We start from the raw sequence: 508 nt of genomic DNA on the forward strand, positions 1-508 counted from the left end.
CCCCTCACCCCCGAGTGATCCGCACCCGGCAGTTCCCCTCCTCGTCCATGCTCAGTACCTGTACGGCGATGCCGTGGCGCGGGTCCTTGAAGCTCTCGCCGGGGGTGAACGGGGCGTCGGAGAGTTCGGCGTGGACGTTGGGGCTGCTGGTGCAGCCCCCGCTGTGGCGGTGGCTGTCGTAGACGGTGACGGGGCCGCGGCCGGTGTCGACCGTGGCGTCGACCTTGTAGACGAGGACGCCGGGACGGCAGACCGCCTCGTCGTTGCCGCCCTGCGCGCGGACCTCCAGCGCGTAGGTGGTGCGCGAGGTGACCGGTACCAGGATGAGCTTGCCGCCGCCCGGCTTGTGCAGCGGGGACAGGGTGTACTCGACGCCGCCCCGGGCCGCCGCGCAGCCGACCTGGCCGCCGTCCAGCCAGCCCAGCTTCCACTTGTGCCAGCCGAGCAGGTCGTTGTTGGCGCCCCAGTCCTCGCTCATGATGTCCCAGTGCCCGACCGCGCCCCCGCC

1 pseudogene is annotated in these 508 nt (G+C 72.2%); it reads right to left on the reverse strand.

The features are described 5' to 3' along the window. Window positions 1-4: 4 nt before the first annotated feature. Window positions 5-508: pseudogene (locus CCN44_RS37500) on the reverse strand (M6 family metalloprotease domain-containing protein); the annotation flags it as partial.

The organism is Streptomyces tricolor, assembly GCF_002155905.1.
GTDB classification, from domain to species: Bacteria; Actinomycetota; Actinomycetes; order Streptomycetales; family Streptomycetaceae; genus Streptomyces; species Streptomyces tricolor.